This window comes from Ruegeria sp. CDSC085 (assembly GCF_059610465.1).
The window spans coordinates 90,427-108,138 of record NZ_JBXWNR010000004.1; the positions used below are offsets into that span (position 1 = coordinate 90,427).

The 17,712-nt window shown below is 58.5% G+C and carries 17 protein-coding genes; 10 read left to right on the forward strand and 7 right to left on the reverse strand.

Annotated features, from left to right (window positions below):
* The 3 genes from coaBC to AC2FJB_RS08355 form a co-directional block, all read right to left on the reverse strand.
* Entirely contained in the window at positions 1-1,197 is a 1,197-nt protein-coding gene (coaBC, locus tag AC2FJB_RS08345; protein WP_496718027.1) for a bifunctional phosphopantothenoylcysteine decarboxylase/phosphopantothenate--cysteine ligase CoaBC, read from the reverse strand.
* A gap of 63 nt (positions 1,198-1,260) precedes the next feature.
* A complete protein-coding gene (locus AC2FJB_RS08350) occupies positions 1,261-2,085 on the reverse strand; it encodes a ChaN family lipoprotein (protein WP_496718026.1) in 825 nt (274 codons plus the stop codon).
* Positions 2,082-2,960, reverse strand: a complete 879-nt coding sequence (locus tag AC2FJB_RS08355) for an RNA polymerase factor sigma-32 (protein WP_117870247.1) — start codon at positions 2,958-2,960, stop codon at positions 2,082-2,084. The genes AC2FJB_RS08350 and AC2FJB_RS08355 overlap by 4 nt, the downstream gene beginning before the upstream one ends.
* A 99-nt stretch (positions 2,961-3,059) precedes the next feature.
* Here AC2FJB_RS08355 and cobU point away from each other — a divergent pair, with 99 nt between their 5' ends.
* From cobU to AC2FJB_RS08375, 4 genes are read left to right on the forward strand one after another with little or no spacing between them, the layout of a single operon-like run.
* Positions 3,060-3,581: a bifunctional adenosylcobinamide kinase/adenosylcobinamide-phosphate guanylyltransferase gene (gene cobU, locus AC2FJB_RS08360; protein ID WP_117870249.1), complete on the forward strand. Its 522-nt coding sequence runs from the start codon at positions 3,060-3,062 to the stop codon at positions 3,579-3,581.
* On the forward strand, positions 3,578-4,156 hold the full coding sequence (locus AC2FJB_RS08365; protein WP_117870252.1) for a histidine phosphatase family protein: 579 nt from the start codon (positions 3,578-3,580) through the stop codon (positions 4,154-4,156). Before cobU ends, AC2FJB_RS08365 begins: the two co-directional genes overlap by 4 nt.
* 58 nt (positions 4,157-4,214) lie before the next feature.
* Positions 4,215-5,096 (forward strand): glutathione S-transferase, encoded by an 882-nt coding sequence (locus AC2FJB_RS08370; RefSeq protein WP_299899078.1) that lies wholly within the window; start codon positions 4,215-4,217, stop codon positions 5,094-5,096.
* A 47-nt stretch (positions 5,097-5,143) separates the two neighbouring features.
* The gene (locus tag AC2FJB_RS08375; protein ID WP_496718025.1) at positions 5,144-6,658 is read left to right on the forward strand and encodes a YifB family Mg chelatase-like AAA ATPase; all 1,515 of its coding nucleotides are present in this window, start codon (positions 5,144-5,146) and stop codon (positions 6,656-6,658) included.
* Here the strand turns inward: AC2FJB_RS08375 and gshB are convergent.
* From gshB to rsmI, 3 genes are all read right to left on the reverse strand, one after another.
* Positions 6,655-7,587 (reverse strand): glutathione synthase, encoded by a 933-nt coding sequence (gene gshB / locus AC2FJB_RS08380; protein WP_496718024.1) that lies wholly within the window; start codon positions 7,585-7,587, stop codon positions 6,655-6,657. The genes AC2FJB_RS08375 and gshB overlap by 4 nt on opposite strands.
* 61 nt (positions 7,588-7,648) lie before the next feature.
* On the reverse strand, positions 7,649-8,020 hold the full coding sequence (locus AC2FJB_RS08385) for a YraN family protein (RefSeq protein WP_117870261.1): 372 nt from the start codon (positions 8,018-8,020) through the stop codon (positions 7,649-7,651).
* 1 nt (position 8,021) lies between these two features.
* The gene (gene rsmI / locus AC2FJB_RS08390; protein ID WP_117870262.1) at positions 8,022-8,879 is read right to left on the reverse strand and encodes a 16S rRNA (cytidine(1402)-2'-O)-methyltransferase; all 858 of its coding nucleotides are present in this window, start codon (positions 8,877-8,879) and stop codon (positions 8,022-8,024) included.
* A gap of 88 nt (positions 8,880-8,967) precedes the next feature.
* Here rsmI and AC2FJB_RS08395 point away from each other — a divergent pair, with 88 nt between their 5' ends.
* The 3 genes from AC2FJB_RS08395 to murJ are packed head-to-tail and all read left to right on the forward strand — an operon-like array spanning position 8,968 to position 14,445.
* On the forward strand, positions 8,968-10,128 hold the full coding sequence (locus tag AC2FJB_RS08395) for a penicillin-binding protein activator (RefSeq protein WP_496718023.1): 1,161 nt from the start codon (positions 8,968-8,970) through the stop codon (positions 10,126-10,128).
* The gene (locus AC2FJB_RS08400) at positions 10,088-12,907 is read left to right on the forward strand and encodes a [protein-PII] uridylyltransferase (protein WP_496718022.1); all 2,820 of its coding nucleotides are present in this window, start codon (positions 10,088-10,090) and stop codon (positions 12,905-12,907) included. Before AC2FJB_RS08395 ends, AC2FJB_RS08400 begins: the two co-directional genes overlap by 41 nt.
* Positions 12,904-14,445, forward strand: coding sequence for a murein biosynthesis integral membrane protein MurJ (murJ, locus tag AC2FJB_RS08405; protein ID WP_496718020.1), 1,542 nt, complete (start codon positions 12,904-12,906; stop codon positions 14,443-14,445). The genes AC2FJB_RS08400 and murJ overlap by 4 nt, the downstream gene beginning before the upstream one ends.
* On the opposite strand, the gene AC2FJB_RS08410 is transcribed toward murJ, so the two are convergent.
* Positions 14,446-15,132, reverse strand: a complete 687-nt coding sequence (locus AC2FJB_RS08410) for a rhomboid family intramembrane serine protease (RefSeq protein ID WP_496718019.1) — start codon at positions 15,130-15,132, stop codon at positions 14,446-14,448.
* A gap of 86 nt (positions 15,133-15,218) precedes the next feature.
* Here AC2FJB_RS08410 and trpS point away from each other — a divergent pair, with 86 nt between their 5' ends.
* From trpS to AC2FJB_RS08425, 3 genes are all read left to right on the forward strand, one after another.
* A complete protein-coding gene (trpS, locus tag AC2FJB_RS08415; protein WP_496718018.1) occupies positions 15,219-16,247 on the forward strand; it encodes a tryptophan--tRNA ligase in 1,029 nt (342 codons plus the stop codon).
* Between the two features lie 59 nt (positions 16,248-16,306).
* On the forward strand, positions 16,307-17,170 hold the full coding sequence (locus AC2FJB_RS08420; RefSeq protein WP_496718017.1) for a branched-chain amino acid aminotransferase: 864 nt from the start codon (positions 16,307-16,309) through the stop codon (positions 17,168-17,170).
* A gap of 77 nt (positions 17,171-17,247) precedes the next feature.
* Complete coding sequence (locus AC2FJB_RS08425) at positions 17,248-17,703, forward strand: universal stress protein (RefSeq protein ID WP_496718016.1); 456 nt, start codon at positions 17,248-17,250, stop codon at positions 17,701-17,703.
* The last annotated feature ends 9 nt before the right edge of the window (positions 17,704-17,712 follow it).

Sequence of the window (17,712 nt, forward strand, 5' to 3'; positions counted from 1 at the left end):
TCAGCCTGCCAACGCGTCCGAAATCTTCGCCGCCAATCGCCGGGCAACTTCGTCCTTGCCCATGCGGGGCCATTCCTCGGCCCCGTTGTCCGAAATCAGGATGACCGCATTCTCTGACCCGCCCATAATGCCTGTTGCAGGGCTGACATCGTTGGCGACGATCCAGTCGCAGCCTTTGCGCAGGCGCTTGGCCGTGGCGTGTTCGACCACATTGTCGGTCTCGGCCGCAAATCCGACAACCAACGGCGGACGGTTCGCGCCCATCCGAGAAACACGTTTCAGAATGTCCGGGTTTTCGGCGAATTCCAGTACCGGCAGGCCGTCGCGGCTTTTCTTCAGCTTCTTGTCCGACGCGCTGGCGACACGCCAATCCGCGACCGCCGCCGCGAATACTCCGGCGTCGACGGGCAGAGCCGCATCAACCGCATCAGACATCTGTTGCGCGGTTTCGACGGGCACGACCCGCACACCCGTCGGGGGTGGCACATCTGCGGGGCCGGTCACAAAGATCACCTCGGCCCCCAATTCCGCCAGCGCCCGAGCCACGGCGGCACCCTGAGCCCCGGACGACCGGTTCGCTATATACCGGACAGGATCTATTGGTTCACGCGTCGGGCCGGACGTCACCAGCACCCGCCTGCCCGCCAAAGGCCCCGCAGACAACTGAGCCTCAACTGCTGCAACAATTTCCATCGGCTCGGACATGCGCCCCGGGCCGTATTCGCCACAGGCCATGTCGCCTTCGTTCGGGCCAATAAAGCGCACGCCATCTGCCTGCAACTGCTTCAGGTTTCGTTGCGTCGCCGGGTGGGTCCACATCCGCACATTCATCGCGGGCGCACACAGAACGGGTGTGTCCGTGGCCATCAGAAGGGTCGATGCCAGATCATTGGCCAGCCCTCCGGCCATCTTGCCCATCAGGTCCGCCGTTGCGGGGGCCACAACAATCAGATCAGCAGAGCGTGAAAGTTGAATATGCCCCATCTCGGCCTCATCGGTGAGGTCAAACAGATCGCGATAGACCTTTTCACCTGCCAGTGCAGACACGGACAGAGGCGTCACGAACTCTTCCGCTGCGCGCGTCAATACAGGGGTTACATCCGCACCGCGCTCGCGCAACCTGCGGATCAGGTCCAGCGACTTATAAGCCGCGATCCCGCCACCGATAATCAGCAGAATGCGTTTGGATGACAGCATGTTCAGCCCTTCCTGTCCCGGTCGGCCCCGACATTAGGCAAGGCCTGCAGGTAGTTCCAGCGATTAATTCTGAACTTGAAATGCCGCACAGGGATCTTCGCGCTCCACCGTGGGGCTGTCGATTACGATATCGAAATCACCGTCAATCGCTCCGTCCTCGGATTGTCCGACGGCCACCAGTTTCCACCCTGGCTGAAGACGCGCGAGATACGTTGGTATGCCCCGGTCTTTTCGCGCGTGACCGTTTCCAGTGATCACGGCAACCGGACCCCCGGTTTCTTCCATTGCACGCAAAACCGCACGGGCCAGCACAGCATCGCGCAGGCGCTGGATCGCAACCATCTGGGGCAACATTTCAGCCGGAAGCGCGTCGCAATGCGCAGCCAATTGGTCGGCCTCGCGCGCGGCCTGTTCCTCGGGCGTCAACGGTACAGTCAGACCATAGCGCGCCGCGTCTGCACCCAGAGCCGTAGCCGCACCACGTTCCATTGCGGCACGTGCGGCGGTGCGCGGAACCATGGCCCCGTAAACCGGCGCGCCGGAAGCTTCAAACACCGGGTAATACATACTGAGCGGCGGCCATCCACTTTCAGCCCATTTCAGAATACGGCTAAGCTCCTCTGGGTTGGACACTGCTTTTTGAGTAAGCCTCTGTGCGCCCTCTTCGGTTACCATTTCCCAGACGACGGCCGAGGGTGAAACAGCCTCGAGCGCTTCGGCCTGCACCAGATGATGCGTCGGGTTGTCGTGAACTTCTCCCAAAATCAGGACATCGGCGTCCCGCATCGCGGACATAGCATCAGCGGGAATTAGTCTATCTGCTAGCCCCGGTCGCGTTGCCGCAACCGTAAGACCAAGAACACACACAAGAATCGCAAACTGCTTCATGCGATGAAGTGTTGCACCTCGCGCGACTGGGCTTCAAGGTTCTTGCGCATCTTCACGAAGGCTGCGGCCTCGAGCTGTCGCACGCGTTCTTTGGACAGACCCAGCTCTGTTCCAAGGCTTTCCAGGGTTCGAGCGGGGTCTCGCAGCTTGCGTTCGCGCACAATGAAACGCTCGCGATCATTCAGCGCACTCATCGCCGTCAACAGCCACTTGCGCAATTGTTCGGTATCGTGGCTGTGCTCAACTGCTTCTGCGGCCTGTTCGCGGTCGTCTTCCAGGGCGTCGATCCACTCACGTCCATCCTCATCCGCAGATTGCACGGCATTCAGAGAAAAGTCGGAACCGGACAGACGGCCTTCCATCATCTCAACGTCGCGCAGAGGCACGCCGATTTCCGTTGCGATCATCTGATGCAACTGATGACGGTCCAGGTCCTGACCTTCGGTGGCGGCTTCACGTTCCAGCCGGGCCTGAACACGGCGCATGTTGAAGAACAGGGACTTCTGAGCCGAGGTGGACCCGGTCCGAACCATGGACCAGTTCCGCATCACGTAATCCTGAATGCTTGCCTTGATCCACCACACGGCATAGGTCGAGAAACGCACACCGCGATCCGGGTCGAACTTGTCTGCGGCCTTCATTAGGCCAAGGCCTGCTTCCTGAATGAGATCATTCATCGGCGCGCCATAGCGCTTGAACTTGGCCGCCATCGAAATCGCCAGACGCATATAGGCGGTGATCAGGCGGTGCAACGCCTGCTCATCACGCTCATCACGCCAAGCATACGCCAGTTTCAGTTCAGTTTCCGCATCCAGCAGCTCGGCCTTCATTGCTTGCCGGGACATCGAAAAGTCCGTCGCGTTATCCAGTGCCATAAACCTCTCCCCTGTTTGCAGGTACTGGTCAGACTTGCTTTGCCGACCTATGACCTTTACGCAAAACAGCACCAATCGGATCAACTATAGGTAAGTATTGTGTCGCCGGATTTAACCTTGGTTCTGGGCGGGGCCGCGTCGGGCAAGTCGGTTTTCGCCGAAGAACTGGTTGTTTCTCAGGGGAAAAGCCGCGTTTACCTTGCGACATCACAAGTGTTTGATGACGAGATGCGCCAGAAAATCGACCGCCATCTTGAGCAACGCGGCGACGGTTGGACCACGGTTGAAGAACCCTTTGATTTGGGACCGGTTCTGGCAAAGTTGGCGCCCGATCAGATTTGCCTGATTGACTGCGCCACCATGTGGCTGAGCAACCACCTGTTGGCCGAATCCGATCTGGAAGCCGCACAAACCGCCCTGCTTAAAGCATTTCGCTCATGCCCGGCCCAGATTGTGATAGTCTCGAACGAAGTCGGTCACGGTATTGTTCCGGACAACGCCCTGGCCCGCCGGTTTCGCGAAGCGCAGGGACGGCTGAACATCGCGCTTGCAGCGCAGGCCGATCTGGTGGTGCAGATCACAGCCGGGTTGCCTTTGGTTCTGAAAGGGCAATTGCCGTGACGCGTTTACATCTTGTCCGACACGGGCCGACCCATGCAAAAACAATGGTCGGCTGGTCCGACCTGCCCGCTGACCTGAGCGATACTGCGGCCCTGAAACGTCTGCACTACCATTTGCCGCCCGAGGCGCTTGTGATCTCGTCAGACCTGTCAAGGGCAGTTGACACGGCAACGGCCATACAAGGCCGACGTCATCGACTGCCTCATCACCCTGACCTGAGGGAAATCCACTTTGGCCGCTGGGAACTGCGCGGTTTTGCCGAAATCGAAGCTGAAGACCCGGAACTGGCCTTTGCGTATTGGGACAACCCCGGCGATGTCCGCCCGCCGCAGGGTGAGAGCTGGAACGATGTCCGCAATCGGGTCGACGCAGCCATCGACGTGCTTGTTTCGGCACATACAGACCGCGATCTGGTCATCGTTGCGCATTTCGGCGTGATCCTCACCCAGGTGCAGCGCGCCCTTGATCTGGATGGGCAACAGACCTTTTCACATACAATCGACAACCTGTCGGTGACGGACATCACGATCGACGCAGGCAAGTGGTTGGTTGGGACAATCAATCACCTTCCGTGAACAGCCCCCGCACAAATCACCGTTTTACCGGGCTGCGAACCTGCGGCATCGTTCGCGTATGACTTATGATTTGTATATCGGTGACCGCCTTTTCTCCAGCTGGTCGATGCGCGGCTGGTTGATGCTTGAGAAATTCAACCTGCCCCATAGAAGCCACATGATTGGCCTGTATTCGGGCACCATGACACAGGACATGGCTTCCCTGGCTCCAGCGCGACTTGTGCCCGCCCTGCGCCTGCCGGATGGAACTGTGGTCGGCGAAAGCCTGGCCATGGCCGAAACCCTCGCCGAGCACCGCCCTGATGCCGGGTTGTGGCCATCAGATTCCGCAGCCCGGGCGACTGCCCGATGGCTATGCGCCGAGATGGTGGCGGGGTTTGGCGCCTTGCGAGGTGAATGCCCCATGCAATTGTTGCACGTCTGGCAGGATTTCAAACCATCGGATGAGACACTGGTAGATCTGGCACGCGTCGAAACACTCTGGGACCATGCGCGCACAGTGTCCGGTGCGGAACAAGGCCCGTTGTTTGTCACGTATTCGCTGGCGGACGTGTTTTACACACCCGTCGCAGCGCGGATCATCGGGTATGGGCTGCCAGTTTCAAAGGCGAACCGGGCCTATTGCCTGGACCTGTTGGCAGACCCCGCCGTCAGACAATGGCGCGCAATGGGCCTGACCGTCAGATACGACCCTTTTCCCTATCGTCAGGACTTGTCGTCCAAGCCCTGGCCGATCGGAGGGGTTTCAACCGCCAAGCCGGTATCCGGCCCGTCAATCAACGAAGTTTGCCCTTATTCCGGCGAACCGGTCGTGGAGTTTCTGGAGTTGGATGGCAAATGCTGGGGCTTCTGCAATCCATTCTGCCGCGACAAAACCGTTGCAGATCCCGACGCGTGGCCCAAATTCGCTGCCTTGCGCGCAACCGTTAACGACTCTTAAACCACAACCATGGCAGCAACGTCCTGTTAACCAAGAACAGGACTGCCATGGTTGCCCGTGCCCACACTGTCGCGTTTCAAGGAGTCGATGCCCGCCCGGTCGAAGTGCAATGTGCCGTCTCACCCGGCTTGCCGGCCTTTTCCATCGTGGGCCTTCCAGACAAGGCTGTGTCCGAAGCCCGGGACCGTGTCCGCAGCGCGCTGAGTGCGATGGCCATCGCCCTGCCCTCGAAACGAATTACGATTAACCTATCTCCTGCCGATCTGCCCAAGGAAGGTAGTCATTTTGACCTGCCCATCGCGGTCGCGCTGTTGTCCGTGCTCGAGATCATCCCGGCCGATGCCGCCGAAGGAACAGTTGCACTGGGAGAGTTGTCGCTTGATGGCTCCCTGGTGCCTGTTGTCGGTGCCCTGCCCGCGGCCATGACGGCAGCTTCCGAGGATCGCATGTTGCTGTGTCCCAAAGCCTCCAGCGCCGAAGCGGCATGGGTCGACGCCACTCAGGTTATCGGCGCGGATTCCCTTGGTGATGTTGTCCGCCATTTCTCGGGACAGTCCCCTTTGCCGGCGGCACAACCCGGCGAGGTGAATCTGACGCCCAGCGCGCGGGATCTGCGCGATGTAAAAGGACAGGAACGCGCCAAACGCGCCTTGGAAATCGCGGCAGCCGGGCGTCACCATCTGATCATGATCGGCACGCCGGGGTCGGGCAAATCCATGCTGGCCGCTCGGCTTCCGGGCATCTTGCCTCCGCTAACGGCGGTCGAAGCGTTGGAAACTTCGATGATCCAGTCCCTGTGCGGGTTGCTGGACGAAGGCGGCATCAACCGCACACGTCCTTTTCGGGAACCGCATCATACGGCTTCGATGGCAGCCATTGTCGGCGGTGGCAAAGGTGCCAAACCCGGTGAAATCTCACTGGCGCATAACGGCGTGCTGTTCATGGATGAGTTCCCCGAGTTTCCGCGTACAGTTCTGGAAACCCTGCGCCAACCAATTGAATCCGGAGAAGTCATGGTGGCACGGGCCAATGCCCATGTGAAATACCCCTGCCGCTTCATGCTTGTGGCCGCTGCGAACCCATGCAAATGCGGCTATCTGACGGATCCCTCACGAGCCTGCTCTCGCGCACCCGGCTGCGGCGAGGATTATCTGAACCGTATCTCGGGGCCCCTGATGGACAGGTTCGACCTGCGGATCGAAGTTCCGCCTGTGGGTTTCACCGATCTTGATCTGCCCCCATCCGGCGACAGCTCGGCGACAGTTGCCGTACGTGTTGAAAACGCCCGCGCCATTCAGGCAGACCGGTTTCGGGAAACACCGAACCTGCGCCAGAATTCCGACGCCGAAGGCAGGGTTCTGGAAGAGATCGCAACACCTGACGCCGAAGGAAAAGCGGTGTTGCTGAAAGCAGCCGATCGGTTCGGGCTATCGGCCCGCGCCTTTCACCGCATCCTGAGAGTGGCGCGGACGATCGCCGATCTGGACGGTTCAGCCGACATCCGCAGGCCACATGTGGCAGAGGCGCTGAGCTTTCGCATCAGCGCCCGGGTCATGGCCTAAACCTTGGCTTCTATCGCCTGCCAGATTTTCTCGGCAATATTGACGCCGTCGAACCGTTCCAGCTCCTGAATACCGGTGGGCGAGGTCACGTTGATCTCGGTCAGGTAGTCGCCAATAATGTCGATCCCGACAAATATCTGACCTTTTTCTTTCAGCAGCGGTCCGATGGCGGCGCAGATTTCCAGATCACGCTCGGACAACCCGATCTTTTCCGGGCGACCGCCCACATGCATGTTTGAGCGCGTTTCGCCTGCGGCGGGAACCCGGTTGATAGCACCAACCGGTTCGCCGTCCACCAGGATCACGCGCTTGTCGCCATTGCTGACATCCGGCAGGAATTTCTGCACGATCAGAGGCTCGCGCGAGAACCCCGTGAACAGCTCGTGCAGAGAGGTCAGGTTGCGGTCATTGGCATCCAGTCGGAACACGCCAGCACCGCCATTGCCATAGAGCGGCTTGAGGATGATATCGCCGTGCTTTTCCTTGAACGCCTTGATCGTCTGCAGATCGCGGGCAATCGTCGTGGGCGGGGTCAGGTCGGGAAAATCCAGAACCAGCAGTTTTTCAGGATAGTTCCGCACCCAGAACGAGTCGTTGACCACCAGCGTTCGCCCTTTGAGGCGGTCCAGTAGGTGAGTCGACGTGATGTAGTGCATGTCAAAGGGTGGATCCTGACGCAGCCAGACCACATCGAAGTCGGCCAGGTCAGCTTCACGTTCGGAGCCCAGAACAGCCGGGTCGCCTGCGACCCGCTGAACAGTCATGTCATGGCCGCGCGCCGTAATGCGTCCTTCCTGATAAGCCAGTTGATCCGGTCCATAGAAAAACAACGAATGACCACGCACCTGCGCCTCTTCCGCCAGACGGAATGAGCTGTCGGCGTTGATGTCCACGTCCCCGATCGGGTCCATTTGAAAGGCTATTTTCATGGCGTGTCCCTCAGTTTAATGCCAGATACATGGCCCAGCAGGCCCGAGGGTTCAATGGGGCTTAGGCATGACCGAAGGCGTTTTCGATGATTTGAACTGCGCCAGTGCCATCTACAAGTGCCGCGTCAAAACGGACATTGGTCAGCTGCCCACCCGGCTCATTTTCCAGATATTGCGCGGCCGAGGCACAGATTCGGTCAATTTGTTTTTGGCTGATCCGGGCCGCAGCCTTTTCGAAAGTGGAACTTTTCTTGACTTCGACAAACACAACCCCGTCGCCATCTCGGGCAATCAGATCGATTTCACCACCGGCACCCCGCCACCGGCGATGCACAATTGCAAAACCCCGACGCTCGTAATCCGAGGCGACCCGAAGCTCGGCCGACTGACCCGCATGATAGGAAACCGAGCCCTGAATTGCACGTTGCCCCATGTCACCCTTTTCCCATTTTCAGCGCTTTCTGGTAGATCGGACGCCGCGGCAGATCATACATTTCTGACACAAGATCCGCTGCATCCCGAACCGAGTGGGTTTCCAAAGCTCGCTTCAAGGCCTCTTCTACGTCGGATTCGTTAACGCTTTGCGAATGGCTACGATCCACCAGCAGAACTATTTCACCCTTAACTGGTTTTTCCTGAATTTCAGTTGCCAGATCAGCCAGGCTTCCACGACGGATTTCTTCAAACTTTTTTGTCAGTTCACGACACAACGCCGCCTGACGGTCTGCCCCCAAACACTCGGCAAGATCCACAAGGCTGGCTGATACGCGTTTCGGAGATTCATAAAAAACCAAGGTGCCTGGAACAGTCTTCAATGCCTCAATCCGGGCCCGACGTGCACCGGATGCATTTGGTAGAAATCCCGCAAAAAAGAATGCATCTGTTGGTAGGCCCGCCAATGTCAACGCGGTTACCGCGGCCGATGCACCGGGCGCACAGGTCACCATATGCCCGGCTTCTGCCGCTTGCTTGCCAAGATCATATCCCGGATCAGCGATCAGCGGCATACCCGCCTCGGATGCGTAGGCGACCGATTGCCCCTGCGCCAGGGCATCCATAAGCCTGCCACGCGCACCTGCACCGCTGTAATCATGGTAGGCTTGTATACGCCGACCCTCCAGGGGGATGCCGTGAATCTCCATCAACCGGCGCAAACTCCGGGTGTCCTCTGCCGCTATCACATCGGCCGAGGCCAGAACATCCAGCGCCCTGAGCGTAATATCGCGCGCGGCTCCGATCGGAGTGGCAACAAAATACAGGCCCGCAGCCAATCTGATCTTTTGGAAATTCAAAGCTGGACCCTCACAGCGTGACGTTTATTATCGCGGCTCGACAGAACAGAAGCACTAACAGCCGCCGGATCAGGGAGTTTTCATTTAGATGTTTACCGTTTGCAAGCCCGTAAGCAAGCTGGCGAAAGCCGCCATTGCCCTGACGACCGCAGCGTTTCTGGCCGCTTGTGAGCCGGGTGGCGTTGGGGGTGGGCCCTCGATCAACACATCGAATCCTGTTCCGGTTGCTTTGCTGGTTCCCCGCTCTGGCGACGCAGCACTGGCGCAGAGCCTCGAGAACGCAGCCCGCCTGGCGATGTCCGATCTGCCCAACGTCAAAATCGACCTGCGTGTCTACGATACGGCGGGGAACCCAACCACGGCGACAGCCGTGGCCCAGCAGGCCGTTGCAGAAGGCGCCAAAATCATTGTCGGCCCTGTATACGCCCAGGCCGCGAATGCTGCAGGACTGGCGGTGCTGAACAATAACATCAATGTTCTTTCATTTTCGAACAACACCAGCATTGCGGGTGGCAACGTATTTGTTCTGGGACCGACCTTTGAAAACACGGCCAGCCGGCTGGTCAATTTCGCGGGCCGGCAAGGCAAAACAAACATGGTTATCGTGCACAGCAATGATTCCGCGGGGCAAGTGGGGCAAACTGCAATCACCAATGCGCTGGCAAACAGCCGAGTCAACAATGCCGGAACTGTCGGATATGACCGGTCGCAACAGGGCGTTATCAACTCGGTTCCCACGATCAAAGCCACCGTCGATTCGACCGGAGCGGACTCGATTTTTATGACGGCCACAACTGCGGGTGCTTTGCCACTTTTCTCGCAATTGCTGCCTGAGGCAGGCGTTTCTCCGGCGACAACTCAATTCATCGGCCTGACCCGTTGGGATATCCCCCCGCAGACGCTGGAACTGCCGGGTGTGCAGGGGGGGTGGTTTGCCCTGCCCGACCCATCCAAGGCACAAGCCTATCGTCAACGGTATAACGCGACGTATGGCGAAGCGCCTCACCCGATCAGCGGTCTGGCCTATGACGGCATAGCGGCGATTGGTGCCTTGGTCAGTCAGGGCAAGTCCGATGCCCTGACCGGTGCTGCCTTAACTCAGAATGCCGGTTTCCAAGGCGTTGGCGGCATCTTCCGCCTGCGTCCAAACGGCACTAACGAACGCGGCCTTGCCGTAGCGACGATTCAGAATAAACAGGTGGTTGTGATTGACCCTGCCCCGCAAAGCTTCTCTGGTGCCGGTTTCTGAGCGATCGGGCGTGACTATGGCGCCTGAAGGCGCTCTGATTTGCCCAGCCAAAAACATCTTTGACAGCGTCAGCGTCAATGATGCGCTGGCTATGGCCTTCGAGACCTGCTCTGACAACAGCGAAATGCGCTCTGAAACAGTGCGCATTCTGCGCGACGCTCAGAAAGCTGGTCGCAAAGCTATTGCCGATGCCTTCAGCGAGCATCCGTTTGACGCGCGCGCGCTGACCCGTTCTTATACCTTCCTGACGGACCAACTGGTCGGAACTGCAATGCTGGTCTCCAGCACGCGCCTGCATCCGATTGCGACGCCAACTCAGGGTGAAAAGATCGCTGTTCTGGCCGTTGGAGGTTACGGGCGCGGTGAAATGGCACCGTCTTCCGATGTCGATCTGCTGTTTCTCACACCGTACAAAATTACGGCCTGGGCCGAGAGCGTTATCGAATCGATGCTGTATATTCTGTGGGATCTGCGGTTGAAGGTCGGGCATTCGTCACGCACGATCAAAGACTGCCTCCGGCTGGGGACCGAGGATTTCACAATCCGTACGGCAATGCTGGAGCAACGCTATCTGGCGGGTGACAAGGCGCTGGCCGACGAGCTTGAGCGGCGGCTGAAAACCGACCTGTTCAAGGGAACCGAACGGGAATTCATCGAAGCCAAGCTGAATGAACGAGATGAGCGGCACCTGAAACAAGGGGAACGATACAAGGTCGAACCCAACGTGAAAGAAGGCAAAGGGGGGTTGCGCGACCTCCAATCCCTCTACTGGATTGCAAAGTACATCTACGGCGTTCAGGACGTGGCCGAGCTTGTGCCTTTGGGTCTGTTCACCCCGGAAGAATTCAATACCTTCGTTCAGGCCGAAGAGTTCCTTTGGGCTGTTCGTTCGCATTTGCATCTGGTGACAGGCCGCGCCACCGAACAGCTGACCTTTGACATGCAGGTCGAGGTCGCGGCGCGCATGGGCTATGAGGATCGCGCCGGTCGCCGTGCGGTCGAAGTATTCATGCAACGCTATTTTCGCGAAGCCACACGTGTGGGCGAGTTGACGCGGATTTTTCTGACAAAGCTTGAGGCGCTGCACGTGAAAGGCGCGCCATTGCTGGAGCGCATTTTCCGCAAACGCCGGCGGGTCAAAGCCGGATACAAGGTTGTTCACGGCCGTTTGGACGTAGCAGACCCTGACAAATTTCTGTCCGACAAAGTGAACCTTCTGCGCTTGTTCGAAGAAGGTTTGCGAACAGCAATGCTGATCCATCCGGATGCCATGCGTCTGGTGGCGGCAAATCTGCATCTGATCGACGACGAAATGCGCAACGACAAAGAGGCGCGGCGCATCTTTCTGGACTTGATGCTGAAACACGGCAATCCAGAACGCGCTTTGCGGCGGATGAACGAACTGGGTGTACTCTCCGCTTTCCTGCCCGAGTTCGAGCCCATCGTGGCAATGATGCAGTTCAACATGTACCACAGCTATACGGTGGACGAGCATACCATCCAGTGCATCGTGAATCTGGCCCAGATAGAACGCGGAGAGTTGATTGAATCCCTGCCTCTTGCTTCGTCGATTCTGGAAGGCGGGGTCAATCGTAAGGTTCTGTATGTCGCCCTTTTGCTGCATGATATCGCCAAAGGACGACCCGAAGATCACTCGATCCTTGGGGCACAGATCGCGCGCAAGGTCGCGCCGCGATTGGGTCTGAACAAAGCGGATACGGAGACGGTGGAATGGCTGGTTCGCTATCACCTGCTCATGTCCGACATGGCACAGAAACGCGACATTTCGGACCCCCGCACAGTGCGTGATTTTGCCAAAGCAGTCCAAACAGTCAAACGACTGGACCTGTTGACCGTTCTGACCGTCTGCGACATTCGCGGTGTAGGGCCGAATACCTGGAACAATTGGAAAGCCACGCTGCTGCGTGCCCTTCACGCTGAAACCAAGCGCGCGCTGGAAACCGGGATGGAGGACCTCAACCGCGCCAATCGCGGGGCCGAGGCAAAAAAAGCCCTGCGCACCGAACTGGCAGCCTGGTCCAAGGCCGACCTCAAATCCGAGACAGGACGTCACTACGACCCTTATTGGCAGGGTCTTAATCTGGCTACACATGTCGAGTTTGCGAACATGCTGCGCGCGCTGGAACAATGCGGCGACCCCGGCGCGATGGAGATCCGGCTTCAGCCGGACGAGGATCGCGACGCAACGCGAGCCTGTTTCGCGATGGGCGATCACCCCGGTATTTTTGCGCGCATCGCCGGCGCGCTGGCCCTGGTCGGCGCGAATGTTGTGGATGCTCGCAGCTATACCACCAAAGACGGCTACGTCACCGATGCCTTCTGGATTCAGGACGCAGAGGGACACCCGTTTGAAGCCTCGCGCCTGCCACGTCTAACGCAGATGATTCACAAGACACTGCGCGGCGAAGTGGTCGCAAAAGAGGCGTTGAAATCACGCGACAAGATCAAGAAACGCGAGCGTGCCTTCAACGTCCCGACGCATATCACCTTCGACAACGACGGTTCTGAAATATACACGATCATCGAAGTGGACACCCGCGACCGGCCGGGCCTGCTGTTTGATCTGACCCGGACCCTCGCCGCCGCGAATGTTTATATCGCCAATGCGGTGATCGCGACCTATGGCGAACAGGTGGTCGATACGTTTTACGTCAAGGATATGTTCGGCTTGAAGTACCATTCGGAAAGCAAGCAACGTGGGCTTGAGGCCAAGCTGCGCAAGGCAATCACCGAAGGCGCAGAGCGTGCGGCGTCATGAAGCAAATACGCTTGGTCTCGGGCCTGTTCACGGTCGGCTTCTGGACGCTGGCCAGTCGTATACTGGGGTTCCTGCGGGAAATACTGTTGACCGCCTTCATCGGTCCCGGGCCGGTGATGGATGCTTTTGTCGCGGCCTTTCGCCTGCCGAACATGTTTCGCCGCTTTTTTGCCGAAGGCGCGTTTAACGCCGCCTTTGTGCCCATGTTCTCGAAACGGCTGGAAGCGGATGAGAATCCTCAGGGCTTTGCACAGGATGCGTTCAACCTTTTGGCCCTGGCTGTTCTGGCACTGGTCGGGCTGGCCATGGTCTTCATGCCCGGCCTGGTGTGGCTGACAGCCGAAGGGTTTTATGGTGATGAACGGTTCGATCTGGCCGTGGACTACGGCTATGTCGTGTTCCCATATATCCTTTTCATGTCCTTGGCGGCCCTGTTCTCGGGCGTATTGAACGCAACCGGCAGGTTCGCCGCAGCCGCAGCAGCACCTGTCTTGCTGAACATTTTTGCCTGCACCGCGCTGATCGCCGGGGCCATGTCCGGCGGCGAGGTGATACGATGGCTGATCTCGGTCATTCCGGTTGCTGGTGTCGCGCAGTTGGCACTGGTCTGGGTAGCGACCGAGCGTGCCGGTATCCGCATACGCCCCGGCCTGCCCCACCTGACGCCCGAGATGCGCAGAATGGTCCGCATCGCGGTTCCGGCCGCTCTGGCCATGGGGGTTACTCAGGTCAATCTGGTGGTCGGGCAATTGGTGGCGTCCAAAACTGAAAAAGCCGTGAGTTGGCTGTTTGCCGCGGATCGCCTGTACCAACTGCCTTTGGGCGTCGTCGGAATCGCCATTGGCATTGTCCTGCTGCCCGACCTGTCCCGCCGCCTGCGCGCCGACGACAAGGAAGGCGCCCGCAACGCGTTTTCCCGCGCCGGGGAATTCATGCTGCTGTTGACACTGCCCTCGACCGTGGCGTTCCTGATCATCCCGAACCCGCTGGTTTCGGTACTTTTCGAACGGGGACAGTTCAGCCCCGAGGATACCGCTGCGACAGCGCTGGCGGTCGCGATCTATGGCATCGGTCTGCCTGCATTCATGCTGCAAAAATTGCTGCAACCGCTTTTCTTCGCGCGTGAAGATACGCGTTCTCCGTTCCGCTACGCAATGGTTGCAATGGTGGTGAACGCGGCACTGGCGTTTGGCCTGTTTCCGCTGGTGGGCTGGATCGCCCCTGCGATTGCTGCGTCAACTGCCGGCTGGGCAATGGTGGTTCTGCTGGCGCTCGGCGCACGCCGCATGGGCGAGGAAGCGCGTTTCGATGACCGGTTCAGGAATCGTGCGGGCCGGATCGTTCTGGCCTCGGTCGGGATGGGAGTGGTCTTGTTCGCAGCGACCCACTTTTATGGTTGGACGCTGGACATTCCCGGCTGGCGCTATCTTGCGCTTTTGATCCTGATCGTGGTCGCCGCCGTCTCGTATCTCTGTCTTGGTCATGTCTTGGGCGCATTCAAACTGTCAGAATTCAAACGCGCCCTGCGCCGGTCCTGATTAATCGCGGCGGATGCGCCCGACGATCCGGGCCCAGGCTCCGGGTGCCACCAAAAAAGACATGCCAAAGCCCGTGACAAACCCGCCCAGATCGGCAACCCATTCAGCGTTGCCGCCGAAGATCAGACCAAACAGGAACTGAATGCCCATAAGGACGGCGATCAGCTGAAACGCCTTCGCCTGATTTGCCCCTACAAGCGACAATTTGCGCCACAACAACCACGTAAATGCTCCGATCAGCCCGTAAACAGGTGGGAACCCTCCGATCAGGGGATAGCGTGGATCAAGGAGAACGGCATAGGTCAACGCACCGCCAATCCCCGAGACGACGAAGATCAGCAGCATGGGAAAGCCCCCGAATACCTCTCCGACCATCTTGCCCATCGCCAACACAAAGACACAGACAAAAATCGCCTGCGTGAAATTGGCTGAAACAAAGGGATAGGTCACGAACCGGATCACATGGTCGAACGGCCAACGCCCGTTCAGTACCATCCAGTCGAAAATATCCGCCGAGAAGGAATAGTGCTGTATCGCGTCCAGGCGCCAGCCGACTGCCGCTGGCCCCCCGACCAGCCCCCGCGCGCCCAGCGTGAAGACAAGCTCAATGCCGATGATGAACAGAACCAGCGCCACCACGACCGGTGGAAGGGGGTTCACAGGCGGTGTGTAATGTGCACTGCTCATTGGGCTGGCCTTTCGCGGCTGTTGACGTCCCTTTGCCTCATGGGTAAGCGACGGAGGCTGATTTTTCCAGACAGGAGTTCCCTTTGATGACCGAGACCCAGTTCACGCCGCGCGTGTTTTCCGGCGCACAGCCTTCGGGCAACCTGCACCTCGGCAATTATCTCGGTGCGCTTCGGAACTGGGTGAGAATGCAAAGCGATGAATTTGAAACCATCTATTGCATGGTCGATCTTCATGCAATCACAGTCTGGCAAGACCCAACCGCGTTGCAGCATGCAACGCGGGAGCTTTGTGCCGGTTACATCGCTTCTGGTCTAAACCCTGAAAAATCGATTTTGTTCAATCAAAGCCAGGTGCCGGAACACGCGCAACTGGCTTGGATATTCAACTGTGTTGCGCGTATGGGTTGGATGCAGCGCATGACCCAGTGGAAGGACAAGGCCGGCAAGAACCAGCAGAACGCTTCGCTTGGCTTGTTTGCCTACCCTGCCCTAATGGCAGCCGACATTCTGATCTATCATGCAACCCATGTGCCGGTCGGTGAAGACCAGAAACAGCATCTTGAGCTGACCCGGGACATCGCCATCAAATTCAACAACGATTTCGGCGTCGATTTCTTCCCTATCACCGAGCCGGTGATCGAAGGTGCGGCCACCCGCGTCATGAGCCTGCGGGACGGGTCCAAGAAGATGTCGAAATCCGATCCATCGGATATGAGCCGGATCAACCTGACTGATGACGCCGAAGCGATTGCCAAGAAAATTCGCAAAGCCAAGACCGACCCCGATGCCCTGCCGTCAGAAATCGAAGGGCTGGAGGACCGCCCAGAAGCGCGTAACCTGGTCAATATCTACGCGGCCCTGAACGATCAAAACATCGAGCAGGTTCTGGCCGATGTTGGCGGCAAGCAGTTCGGTGACTTCAAACCGATGCTGGCCGATCTGGCAGTGGCGAAACTGGCCCCGATCTCGACCGAAATGTCACGTCTGATGGGGGATCAGGCCGAGATTGACCGGATTCTGGCCCGTGGAGCTGAGCGCGCCCGCGAGATCGCGGCTCCGATCCTGCAAAAGACCTACGAAATCGTAGGCATGGTCGGACCTGCATCACGCTGATTGCACTGGACCTTCGCCTGACGCCCTCCTAGGGTTTGCCTGAATCAAAGGAGGGCGTCATGGCAACCGGCACGAACATCCGGACCTATTTTCAAGGCCAATGGCATGAGGGGGATGCACCCATCATGCGCGCGGCGGATCATGGCGCCTGGCTGGGATCTTCTGTCTTTGACGGCGCGCGGTATTTTGACGGGGTCTCTCCCGATCTGGCGGCCCATTGCGCACGGGTGAACCGGTCTGCCGAAGCCTTAATGCTGACGCCGACAATGACGACCGAGCAGATGGTCGATTTGGTGCGCGAAGGGTTGCGGGCTTACAACCCGGATGCAGCCGTTTACATCCGCCCGATGTATTGGGGGATCGACGGCGACAGCACGGCCATAGTCCCGCAGGAAAACAGCACCGGTTTTGCAATCTGCCTGGAAGAAATCCCAATGGCGCCCGAAACCGCGTCGGCCACTCTGTCAACAACGCGCTTCCGCCGCCCGGTTCTGGAAAGCGCGGTCGTAAACGCCAAGGCAGGGTGCCTGTACCCCAACAACGCCCGCATGCTGCAAGAGGCGCGCTCGAAAGGTTTTTCCAACGCATTGGTAGCTGATGCGATGGGACATGTGGCCGAAACGGCAACGGCCAACATCTTTATGGTAAAGGATGGCGAAATCTTTACACCGATCCCGAACGGAACCTTCCTGGCTGGCATTACGCGAGCACGGCATATCAAAAACCTGCGCGAAGATGGTGTGACGGTCCACGAAACGGTTCTGAGCTTCGAGGATTTTCATGAAGCCGACGAGGTCTTCATGTCCGGCAACATGAGTAAGGTCACACCGGTAACCGCCTTGGAGGACACGCAATTTCAGGTCGGCCCTATTGCCCGCCGTGCCCGCGCCCTCTATTGGGATTGGGCTGCAAGCGAACGCTAGCATAGCGCTTATGACGTGTCCGAGTTGCCAGCACGCGATCGCTCGGGCATGATCCCTTAAAATTGAAGAGGATACCCATGCGTAAGTTCCTAGTTGTTCTGGATGACAGCCGCGAATGCCTGAACGCAATGCGGTTTGCCGCGATGCGAGCTGCCCATACCGGTGGTGGTGTAACAGTCCTTTCTGTCATCCCGCCTGACGAGTTCAACCATTGGATCGGCGTGGCTGAAACCATGCGTGAAGAAGCCCGCGAACGTATCCACGCGCATTTCGAGGTGTTTGCCAAATGGATGCGGGACAAACAGAATGTGGAACCCGAACTGGCCATTCGCGAAGGTGATCCCGTTACGCAGATCATCGAGCATGTTCAATCCGATTCTGAGATTGGTGTTCTTGTCCTTGGAGCGGGTACCGACAAGAAGGGCCCCGGCCCGTTGGTAACTCAACTGACAAAGAATTCAGGCAGCCTGCCGATTCCGATCACGATTGTTCCAGGTGATCTGAGCAAAGAGAAACTGGAAGAAATCACCTGAGGGGCGGCA

Excerpts from the sequence above, each read along its gene's own strand:
- coaBC (WP_496718027.1), bottom strand. The coding sequence starts at position 1,197 with ATGCTGTCATCCAAACGCATTCTGCTGATTATCGGTGGCGGGATCGCG.
- AC2FJB_RS08350 (WP_496718026.1), bottom strand. The coding sequence starts at position 2,085 with ATGAAGCAGTTTGCGATTCTTGTGTGTGTTCTTGGTCTTACGGTTGCG.
- AC2FJB_RS08355 (WP_117870247.1), bottom strand. The coding sequence starts at position 2,960 with ATGGCACTGGATAACGCGACGGACTTTTCGATGTCCCGGCAAGCAATG.
- AC2FJB_RS08370 (WP_299899078.1), top strand. The coding sequence starts at position 4,215 with ATGACTTATGATTTGTATATCGGTGACCGCCTTTTCTCCAGCTGGTCG.
- AC2FJB_RS08375 (WP_496718025.1), top strand. The coding sequence starts at position 5,144 with ATGGTTGCCCGTGCCCACACTGTCGCGTTTCAAGGAGTCGATGCCCGC.
- gshB (WP_496718024.1), bottom strand. The coding sequence starts at position 7,587 with ATGAAAATAGCCTTTCAAATGGACCCGATCGGGGACGTGGACATCAAC.
- AC2FJB_RS08385 (WP_117870261.1), bottom strand. The coding sequence starts at position 8,020 with ATGGGGCAACGTGCAATTCAGGGCTCGGTTTCCTATCATGCGGGTCAG.
- AC2FJB_RS08395 (WP_496718023.1), top strand. The coding sequence starts at position 8,968 with ATGTTTACCGTTTGCAAGCCCGTAAGCAAGCTGGCGAAAGCCGCCATT.
- murJ (WP_496718020.1), top strand. The coding sequence starts at position 12,904 with ATGAAGCAAATACGCTTGGTCTCGGGCCTGTTCACGGTCGGCTTCTGG.
- AC2FJB_RS08410 (WP_496718019.1), bottom strand. The coding sequence starts at position 15,132 with ATGAGCAGTGCACATTACACACCGCCTGTGAACCCCCTTCCACCGGTC.
- trpS (WP_496718018.1), top strand. The coding sequence starts at position 15,219 with ATGACCGAGACCCAGTTCACGCCGCGCGTGTTTTCCGGCGCACAGCCT.
- AC2FJB_RS08420 (WP_496718017.1), top strand. The coding sequence starts at position 16,307 with ATGGCAACCGGCACGAACATCCGGACCTATTTTCAAGGCCAATGGCAT.
- AC2FJB_RS08425 (WP_496718016.1), top strand. The coding sequence starts at position 17,248 with ATGCGTAAGTTCCTAGTTGTTCTGGATGACAGCCGCGAATGCCTGAAC.